Genomic DNA, 8,899 nt, shown 5'->3' with positions numbered 1-8,899 from the left:
GCCCTTTCACGGCGGCAACACCGGTTCGAATCCGGTACGGGATACCAGCGCTGATAACACATTGATGTTTGCCGATTTGTTGGCCTGCCGCTGATGGGACATATGTTTGTGCCATTCGCCGGGTTCAGTGTGATGTCGTGTTCGCTCGTCGAGAGACCTCGTCGCGCCTGTTAACTCCGGTTGCGCCCGTCTATCGGGACCGGTACCCAGTCGATGCGGCTGCCTCCGGTGTTTTTGCCTGAGGGAGTCGCGCGCATGGTGCTGGATCGGATTATGGCGACGGCGAAGCAAAGGGGTTTGAGACAGCTCAGTTTGGAGACCGGCAGGGGAATCGCGATCGAGCCGGCGGCTCCTCGTTATCGTCAGGCTGGTTTTCAGGAAGGATCGGCTTTTGGTGAGCGTCGATCGAAGGCGTTCAGTCGTTTTTTTCATTTAAGTTTGCAAGCAGACAGCAAAATATTGAAATCAGATATTTTATCTGGCTTATCCTTCGACAGTCCCACAGGTAGGCACCAAGTGAAAAAAAGTTTTTTTGTTTCTTTTTTTACAAAAAAAGAAATGCTTACCTTCCCTAGTCTCCGGCCCCAACCGCAATGACCAACACGCTGGACGCATTCGCAACAATGAAGTTGGCCGCGCTGGATGCGGCGGCGTTGCGGCGGCGGGTGAGGTCGGTCGCGCGGGAAATGGATGCCGTTGTGGTGCGGGACGGGGTACGGCTGATTTCGTTTTCCTGCAATGATTATCTGAACTTATCACAGCATCCGGCGGTGATTGCGGCCTCGGTCGAGGCGACGCGTCGGTATGGGGTGGGGGCGGGGGCGTCGCGATTGGTGACGGGGGATCATCCGCTGTATCGCGGGTTGGAGGAGCGGTTGGCGGGGTTGAAGGGCACGGCGGATGCGGTGGTGTTCGGCTCGGGATATTTGGCGAATATCGGGATTATTCCGGCGTTGGTGGGGCCGGGGGATGCCGTGTTCGTCGATGAATTGGCGCATGCGTGCATTGGGGCGGGGGCGAAATTGTCGGGGGCTGCGGTGGTGCGGTTTGCGCATAATGATGTGGCGGATTTGTGCAGGGTGATGGCGGGTTCGGTGTTTCGGCATGCGATCATCGCGACAGATGGCGTGTTTTCGATGGATGGGGATGTGGCGCCGATCGCGGCGTTGGCGGCGGTTGCGGCTGAGCGTGGGGCGTGGCTGATGAGTGACGACGCGCATGGGATCGGCGTGCTCGATGACGGGCGGGGTTCGCCGCATGCGGGGGTTGCGTTGCAGATGGGCACGCTGTCGAAGGCGGTGGGCGGGTATGGCGGGTATTTATGTGCCTCGGCGCCGGTGTGTGCGTTGATCCGGAATCGGGCGCGGAGTTTTGTGTATACGACCGGGCTGCCGCCGGGTGTGGTGGCGGCGGCGGCGGCGGCGCTGGATGTGATGGCGGCGGATGCGGCGTTGTGTGCGCGGCCGGTGACGCTCGCGCGGTTGTTCACCGATGCGGCTGGGTTGCCGGCGGCGCAGAGCCCGATCGTGCCGCTGGTGCTGGGCTCGGCCGCGGCGGCGTTGGCGGGGCAGGCGGCATTGGAGGCGGCGGGGTTTCTGGTTGCGGCGATCCGGCCGCCGACGGTGCCAGCGGGGACGGCACGCTTGCGGTTCGCGTTTTCCGCGGCGCATCGGGAGGCGGATGTGATGCGGCTGGCTTCGGTGGTGCGCACGCGGGTGATGGGGGCGGGATGACGCAGTTTTTCGTGACCGGGACCGGGACGGATATCGGCAAGACGCATGTGGCGGCGGCGATGCTGCGGCATTGGCGTGGGCGCGGAGTGAAGGCGTGGGCGCTCAAGCCGGTGGCGAGCGGGTATCAGCCGGCGCGGTCGGCTGCGAGCGATGCGGGGGTGTTGCTCGCGGCGATGGGGCAGATGACCAGCGATGCGGTGGTGGCTCGGATCTGTCCGTGGCGGTTCGCCGATCCGATTTCGCCGGATATGGCGGCGCGCCGGGCCGGAAAGGTGGTTCCGTTCGATGAGGTCGTGGCGTTCTGCCGGGCGGAGATGGCGGCATCGGCGGTGCCGCTGCTGATCGAGGGAGTGGGTGGGGCGATGGTGCCGATCGATGATCGGCGGACGGTGCGGGACTGGATGGTGGCGCTGGGGTTGCCGGTGATCGTGGTGTGCGGCGGGTATCTGGGCGCGATCAGCCATGCGCTATGCACGATCGAGGCGTTGCGGGTGGCGGGGGTGGTGGTGGCGAAGGTGGTGGTGAACGGGATGGGGGAGCTGCCGGTGCCGGTCGAGACGACACGGGATGCGCTGCTGCGGCACGGGGTGGCGGATGTTGTGGTGTTCGGATCGCCGGCGTGGGAGGCGTGGCTGGTCAGCCTTTGATTTCGACCCGGTTGGGACAAGTGGTGGGCGGCGGGCTACCGGCGAAGCGCTGGGCGAACCAGGCGGCGACGAGTTTGGCGGAGCGGTAGCCGGTGAAGATGTGGGTGACACCCTTGAGTTTGATGTAGTCCACGGTGTCGCCAAGCTTGCAGGCGCGGCGGACGAAGCTATCGGTGTATTTGGGATAGACCGTGGTGTCGGCGGTGCCTTGGGTAATCAATAGGGGCGCGCTGGCGGGCGCGAAGCCGGCCGAGTTTTCGTGGAACAGGACGGTCCAGGGCGGGGTGGTCAGCGGGTTGTGGGCGATGTAGGTCCGCGGCACCGAAGCTGCGGTGCGTGATGCGACGATGTACTGACCAATCGAGTTGATGCAGGTCGTCGCGGTACGCTCCAACGCCGCGACCGCCTGCGGTGCGATGACCGAGGTGAGCGGGATGTGGTAGAGATGTGACCAAGTGACATAGACATAGGCGGTCAGAAGACGGGATGAATGGGGTGCGGTCAACTCCGGTCCCAGATTGGTCGGCGGGGCGGCTGCGGCGACTCCGACCAGATGGAGGGCGGGGGCGTAGGACGCGGCTTCCTGCCCGACGAACAGCGCGGCCTGACCCCCTTGGGAATGACCCCATACGCCATAGGCGCGGCTGGCATCGGCGCCGGGCAGGGCGCGGGCGGCGCGGACACTGTCGATAATGTCATCGGCTTCTGCGCGGCCGATCAGGTAGGGGTGGATGCCGGCGACGCCGAGGCCTTCATAGTCGGTCGCGGTGACGATGTCGCCGGCATGCAGGAAGCGGTGAAGTCCAGGGATTGTGCCGCCGAGGTCGCGTCCGCCGGCGGTGATGTCACCGAGTGAGGGGGCGCAGCCGGCAGCGACGCCCGTGGTCGGGTGGGCCCAGGCGATGATGTCGCGCCCGCCCGGTGGGGGTGGGGAGCGGGGCAGATAGATTACGGCGGAGACCGGCACGATACGGCCGCTGACGCCGGTAGACGCGTAGATGACGCGGTAGGCAGTGGCATCCGACGGGGAGGCGGTGGTGATGCGGCTGCGAAGGATTTCACCGGGGTGGGCCCTGGCGGCAGTGACGCCCTGATAGAACGGACCAGGCTGCGGGATGGCGCAGGCGGCGAGAGCGAGGAGGTTACAGCCGAGGACAAGGCGTTTCAGCAATACGATCTCCGACGATGGCCGGAGCGGTGGCGCCTCACTCCCGTTCTGACATATTGGGCGCAGGGGGAGAGTGGCAAGCCGAGGTGCTGTTTAGAGCGTTATGCTTTCAGCTTAAAGCTCTAGTTCTATGTTTTTTCGAGCGATTTCATGCGATTATGTTGTCGCTGCCGCGTCAACTTAATCGCATATCGCTCTAAAGCGGTTTGTGGCCCCGTTCAACCAGTCGGCGAAGCAATCCGGGTTTTTTCGTGGGTTCGGGCTTCGCTGGGGTGGCCTTGATTTCGGCTTTGGCTTTCGCCTTCAGCCATTCGTCGAGAGATTTGTTGGCTTTGGCTGCGCGTTTACGTTCATACGCCAGTTGGGCATCAGTCATTTTGCGGGTCATGACTGCGGATGTGCCAGAGGCTTTATCGGCTTTCAAGGGGCGGCACCGAAACGGCGCAGCATCGCACGTTCGAAACGACCGAGAGCGGCGTAGATCAGGATGCCGGTGATTGCGAGCAGGGTGAGGGCGGCGAACATGCGGGGAATTTCCAGGCGATAGCCAGATTCCAGGATGCGTCCGGCAAGACCGGCGGCAAACCCGCCTGCGCTCGCTACGAATTCTGCGACGACAGCGCCGACCAATGCGAGGGTGCCGGCGATGCGCAAACCGGCCAGGAAATAGGGCAGGGCGGCTGGTAGGCGGAGCAAAAACAGGGTCTGGCGCCGGGTCGCGCCGTTGAGCCGGAACAGATCGGCCAGTTCCGGTGGGGTTGCAGCGAGGCCCGCGGCGGTGTTCGAGAGCACCGGGAAGAAGGCAACGATGGTGGCACAGACCACCAGGGCGGCGAATTGCTGATTAACCCAGATGATAATCAGCGGCGCGATCGCAACGACCGGGGTGACCTGTAGAACCACCGCCCAGGGTTGGATGGCGGCACGCGCGAGGCGGCTCGCGGCCATACCGAGGGCGAGCACCATGCCGAGCGATGCCGCCGCGATCAGAGCCGCGGCCGTGACCGTCAGCGTCGAGAGAAGTGAGAGCAGCAGGGAGTCATGATCGGACCAGAAGGCGGCGAGGATCGCGATCGGACCTGGCAGAACATAAGCGGGCACCTGCATCAGGCTGACCGCGCCTTGCCAGATGATCAGGGCGAGCAGACCGAACGCGACCGGGGCGGTACGTTCCATGGTCAGCATGGTGGCATCACCGCGTGCAGGGTTTCGGTGATCTGCGCGGTCAGGCTGGCATAGGCTGCGGTCGTGCGGCGAGCGGCGGTTTCTGGCAGGTGGCAGGGAATTTCGGCGGCGATGCGGCCGGGGCGCGGTGTCATGACAAGGATGCGCGAGGCGAGATAGGCGGCCTCGTAGATCGAATGAGTCACGAAAACCACCGTGGTGTGAGCTTCGCGCCAGAGATCGTGCAGATCATCCTGTAGGCGGTGGCGGGTGAATTCGTCGAGGGCGGCGAAGGGTTCGTCCATCAGCAGAAGCTTGGGGTGGGAGACCAGGGCGCGGGCGATCGAGACGCGCATACGCATGCCACCGGACAGTGCCGCCGGTTTGGTTTGCTCGAATCCGGCAAGGCCAAGCCGTGCCAGGGTCGCGCGAACTGCCGGACGGACTTGGTCGAACGATTTTCCGGCCAGACGCAACGGCAGAAACACGTTTTCCTCCGCGCTCGCCCAGGGCAGTAACGTTGCATCCTGAAATACGAATCCGATGTCGCCAGGGTTCGGGCGTGCGCCATTGTCCCAGATCAGAGAGCCATCGTCGGGTTGATCGAGGCCGGCGAGAATCCGCAGCAAGGTTGATTTGCCGCAGCCCGATGGCCCGAGCAGCGCGACGAATTCGCCGCGGTCGATATGCGTGGTAATGCCGTTCAGAGCCACCACGTCGTGGTTGAAGTGCCGGCTGACGCCGGCAAGGTGAAGCATGTCAGGGTATCGGGCTCAAGGGGCTGCCGACTTATGGTCCACGAATTGCAGCGTGTAGGCGGCACGGTAATCGAAATGCTTCGGGTAGAGACCGGCATCACTCATCTGGGTGTAAAATCCCTTCCAGCGCGCATTGGTCATGGCGCCGATCCCCTTGGTTCGAGCGATGCCGGAATCGACGATGCCGTCGTGTTTCAGCGTTTCGTAGCCATATTGCAGGAGCGGCATCGTCATGTCCGGGTTCGCTTTGCGGATTAACGCGAAGGCAGGAGCGGGATTTCCATCGAGATAAGATTTCCAGCCGGCGGCGGAGGCCGCGACGAAACGTTGCACCAGCGAGGGGTCAGTTGCGACGAGCTTTTTTGATGTCGCGATCAATTCCGCGTAGCCATCGAACCCGGCCTTGTCGAGGCGTAGCACCTCCGGGAAGTGGCCGGTCTTCTGTTTGACCAGAAACGGCTCTGACGTCAGGTAGCCCTGCACCGCGAGGGTCTTGCTGGTGAAGAAGGGGGCGAGGTTGAAATCGTAGGGGCGGATCTGGCTGTTGCTGTAGCCGTATTTATGGGCGAGAAACAGCCACCAGCTCGCGCGCGTATCGGCTGAGATCGCAATTGGCTTGCCTTTGAGGGCAGCGAAACTGGTTTCACCGCTGCTGCGATGGGCGAGCAGGATGTCCGGGTCTTTCTGGAACATTGCCGCGACGGCGACGAAGGGGATTTTCTGTTGCACGAAGTTGAAGGCGAGGAAGCCGTTCGAGGTGATGTCGAAATTAAGCTTGCCGGCGAGCAGCAGTTGCGCGTTGTTCACGTCCGGACCGCCTTGACGAATGGTTACATCGAGCCCGTATTTTCGATAGATGCCGGTGGCGATTGCCTGATAGTAGCCGCCGTATTCGGCTTCGGCGACCCAGTCGAGGCCGAAAGTCACTTTTTGCAGCGCCGGGGCGGCGCTGGCGTGCGGCGGTACCGCCAGAAGATCCGCGACAAGAGCCGAAAGCAGCGTCAAGGAGCGAATACAGCGCATGAAATTTTCCCCGTCGTTGTCTGAGTCCGATTTGTTTCAGTATGGGCAGAGTTCGCTCCGATCGTCGATAGGTCAAGCCCTTGTCTGAACCACGTATCAAGGCTGGGATTTGGGTGCAGATGGCGCTGCGGCTCGGAGGGGCTGCCGGGCGACCCGGCGTGGTGATCCGCCGGGGGGATGCCGATGCGGGCGAGGTTGTGGTTCTGTTGCGCGGCCGAATGGGCATCGTTGCGCTCACACAGACCAGGGATGCAGAGGGCCGCCCGGCGTGGCTGCGCGCGACCGGCCCCGAACCGGTCGACGAGGTGCGCGCTGATGAATACACGGCACGCCAAGTTAACTTCGATCCCGATCTGTGGGTGATCGAGTTCGAGGCACCTGATTATCTGCCGCCGTTCGAGGCAAAGCTGTTATAACGTCATTGAGCGAATAGCTTTATTGCGGCGGTCAGCGTGTGATAGACGCCCCAAGCCAGCGGCAGGCCGACCACGAGCCAATAAAGGATCAATTTGGGCGTTTGTTGATCGCTGTTCATGATGATTGTCCTATTCCGCGGCGCTGGCGATGGCTTCATGGTGCTGGGCATCAACCGGCGTGATCAGCGCGTTGCAGAGGGCACCGATCAGAAGGAGGCCTGCCATGATGTAGAGGGTGACCGTGTAGGCATCGGCCTTGGGGACGCCGTGATCGATCTGATACTGGCGGATGTAATCGACCAGAACCGGCCCCATCACACCGGCGGCGGACCAGGCGGTGAGGGTGCGGCCGTGGATGGCACCGACGTGGCGCAGGCCGAAAATGTCGCGCAGATAGGCCGGCAGGGTTGCGAAACCGCCGCCATACATCGAGAGAATCACGCCGAAACAGAGCGCAGTCAGGCCGATGCTGCCCAGCAGGGCGGTGTGCGGGACCAGAATATAGAGCGCGATGCCGAGGAAGAAGAACACGAAATAGGTCGGTTTGCGACCGAGATGGTCCGACAGCGACGCCCAGAAGAACCGCCCGCCCATGTTGAATAGTGACAGGAAGCCGACGAAGCCGGCGGCGGCCAGCGGCGTCACCGTACCATGGAACATTTCCTGGATCATTGGGCTTGCCTGGCTGATCACGCCGATTCCGGCGGTCACGTTCAGGAACAGGACCAGCCAGATGAGGTAGAACTGTGGCGTCGCCATCGCGCGGTCGGCGGCGACATGGTTGGCGGTGACGAGGCGTTGAGCCGTCGCTGCTGGCGCATAACCCGCCGGTACCCAGCCCTCGCGCGGGACACGGACGATCAGCCCGCCGAACAGCATGAATGCGGCATAGATGATGCCGAGGGTAACGAAGGTTGCGGCGACGCCCGGACCGGTTGCTGTGGCGAAATGATGCATCAGCATGACCGACAAGGGGGCCGCGATCATCGCACCACCGCCGAAGCCCATGATGGCCATGCCGGTGGCCATGCCTGGACGATCAGGGAACCAGCTCATCAATGTCCGCACCGGCGAGATGTAGCCGATGCCGAGCCCGGTACCGCCGAGGACGCCGTAGCCAAGAAAGACGATCAGCAGGTTGTGGACCGAGACGCCGATGGCGGCGATCATGAACCCCCCGCCGAAGCAGAGTGCGGCCAGGGTCATCGCTTTGCGCGGGCCGACCCGGTCGAGCCAGGCCCCGGCGAGGGCGGCAGACAGGCCGAGGAAGACGATGGCGACCGAAAAGATCCAGCCGACATCGGCCAACGACCAATCACCTGGGGCCGATTTGGTAATGCCGATCAATCGCGTCAGCGGCAGATTGAACACACTGAACGCGTAGGCCTCGCCGATGCACAGGTGGATGCACAGCGCAGCCGGCGGCACCAGCCAGCGGTTGTAACCTACTGGGGCAACCGTGCTGGCACGGTCAAGAAAACTGGCCATTGGAATCTTCCTCGACGTTTTTGAATGATTGGCGAAACGTTACTACTGGACGTTGATTTCGAGTTCAAGCGATCGTGATCGGGAGCGTGATGCGCGACATGGCGGCGCGGGCGCGAGGCAGCAATCGGGCGCTGCCCATTTCACCGTCTCCGGTTTTCAGAGACGCGGCAATCTGGCGCCGCATTCGCGGGTCCCAGAATTTATCGATATGATCGGCGATTGCGGCGATCGCTTCGTCTTCGGGGTAGGATGCAAAAAAAGTAGCGATCTGGTTCGCCATGTAAACGAGTTTTTCGATCTGCGCGTTATGCGACATTGGCAGCGCTTTCGAATTGGATCCGCGCGGGATGGGTGAACACCTCGAAACCGTCGCTCCGCGCGATGGCGGCAAGGGTGATGCCGGCTTGTTCGGCCAGCCGGATCGCGCGCGAGGTTGGAACCGAGACGGCGGCGATGATCGGCGCCCCCATCATGGCGGCTTTCTGGATCAGTTCGATCGAGA

The 8,899-nt window shown here is 62.9% G+C and carries 13 protein-coding genes; 4 read left to right on the top strand and 9 right to left on the bottom strand.

The genetic code is table 11. The annotated features are described in order from the left end of the window. Positions 1–255 precede the first annotated feature (255 nt). Genes ACP5E6_RS13455 through bioD form a run of 3 tightly spaced genes read left to right on the top strand, consistent with a single transcriptional unit; the run spans position 256 to position 2,380 of the window. Positions 256–597, top strand: coding sequence for a hypothetical protein (locus ACP5E6_RS13455; RefSeq protein ID WP_427954802.1), 342 nt, complete (start codon positions 256–258; stop codon positions 595–597). Beyond that, positions 594–1,733 (top strand): aminotransferase class I/II-fold pyridoxal phosphate-dependent enzyme, encoded by a 1,140-nt coding sequence (locus tag ACP5E6_RS13450; RefSeq protein ID WP_427954800.1) that lies wholly within the window; start codon positions 594–596, stop codon positions 1,731–1,733. The genes ACP5E6_RS13455 and ACP5E6_RS13450 overlap by 4 nt, the downstream gene beginning before the upstream one ends. Then, the gene (bioD, locus tag ACP5E6_RS13445; protein WP_427954798.1) at positions 1,730–2,380 is read left to right on the top strand and encodes a dethiobiotin synthase; all 651 of its coding nucleotides are present in this window, start codon (positions 1,730–1,732) and stop codon (positions 2,378–2,380) included. The genes ACP5E6_RS13450 and bioD overlap by 4 nt, the downstream gene beginning before the upstream one ends. On the opposite strand, the gene ACP5E6_RS13440 is transcribed toward bioD, so the two are convergent. The 5 genes from ACP5E6_RS13440 to ACP5E6_RS13420 form a co-directional block, all read right to left on the bottom strand. Beyond that, positions 2,370–3,551, bottom strand: a complete 1,182-nt coding sequence (locus ACP5E6_RS13440; protein WP_427954796.1) for an alpha/beta hydrolase family protein — start codon at positions 3,549–3,551, stop codon at positions 2,370–2,372. The genes bioD and ACP5E6_RS13440 overlap by 11 nt on opposite strands. A gap of 193 nt (positions 3,552–3,744) precedes the next feature. After that, a complete protein-coding gene (locus tag ACP5E6_RS13435; protein ID WP_427954795.1) occupies positions 3,745–3,936 on the bottom strand; it encodes a hypothetical protein in 192 nt (63 codons plus the stop codon). Positions 3,937–3,968: 32 nt separating this feature from the next. Further along, on the bottom strand, positions 3,969–4,733 hold the full coding sequence (locus ACP5E6_RS13430) for an ABC transporter permease (protein WP_427954793.1): 765 nt from the start codon (positions 4,731–4,733) through the stop codon (positions 3,969–3,971). Beyond that, positions 4,727–5,470, bottom strand: coding sequence for an ABC transporter ATP-binding protein (locus ACP5E6_RS13425; RefSeq protein ID WP_427954791.1), 744 nt, complete (start codon positions 5,468–5,470; stop codon positions 4,727–4,729). The genes ACP5E6_RS13430 and ACP5E6_RS13425 overlap by 7 nt, the downstream gene beginning before the upstream one ends. A 15-nt stretch (positions 5,471–5,485) precedes the next feature. Then, positions 5,486–6,493, bottom strand: a complete 1,008-nt coding sequence (locus ACP5E6_RS13420) for an ABC transporter substrate-binding protein (protein ID WP_427954789.1) — start codon at positions 6,491–6,493, stop codon at positions 5,486–5,488. Between the two features lie 80 nt (positions 6,494–6,573). On the opposite strand from ACP5E6_RS13420, the gene ACP5E6_RS13415 reads away from it, so the two are divergent. After that, the gene (locus ACP5E6_RS13415) at positions 6,574–6,909 is read left to right on the top strand and encodes a DUF1491 family protein (RefSeq protein WP_427954787.1); all 336 of its coding nucleotides are present in this window, start codon (positions 6,574–6,576) and stop codon (positions 6,907–6,909) included. A gap of 2 nt (positions 6,910–6,911) precedes the next feature. On the opposite strand, the gene ACP5E6_RS13410 is transcribed toward ACP5E6_RS13415, so the two are convergent. The 4 genes from ACP5E6_RS13410 to ACP5E6_RS13395 all read right to left on the bottom strand — a co-directional run. After that, entirely contained in the window at positions 6,912–7,028 is a 117-nt protein-coding gene (locus ACP5E6_RS13410; RefSeq protein ID WP_427954786.1) for an MFS transporter small subunit, read from the bottom strand. A gap of 10 nt (positions 7,029–7,038) precedes the next feature. Continuing rightward, positions 7,039–8,397 carry an L-lactate MFS transporter gene (locus tag ACP5E6_RS13405; protein ID WP_427954785.1) on the bottom strand — a complete coding sequence of 453 codons (1,359 nt, stop codon included), beginning with the start codon at positions 8,395–8,397 and terminating at the stop codon, positions 7,039–7,041. A 64-nt stretch (positions 8,398–8,461) separates the two neighbouring features. Beyond that, positions 8,462–8,713 carry a formate dehydrogenase subunit delta gene (locus ACP5E6_RS13400; protein WP_427954783.1) on the bottom strand — a complete coding sequence of 84 codons (252 nt, stop codon included), beginning with the start codon at positions 8,711–8,713 and terminating at the stop codon, positions 8,462–8,464. Then, a partial coding sequence (locus tag ACP5E6_RS13395; RefSeq protein WP_427954782.1) for a formate dehydrogenase accessory sulfurtransferase FdhD occupies positions 8,703–8,899 on the bottom strand: 197 nt, incomplete at its 5' end. The genes ACP5E6_RS13400 and ACP5E6_RS13395, both read right to left, overlap by 11 nt.

The sequence above is a fragment of the Acidiphilium sp. genome (assembly GCF_049977125.1).
GTDB lineage: Bacteria > Pseudomonadota > Alphaproteobacteria > Acetobacterales > Acetobacteraceae > Acidiphilium.
Note: the sequence above shows the minus strand (reverse complement) of the source record. Positions and strands in the feature narration are given on the sequence as shown.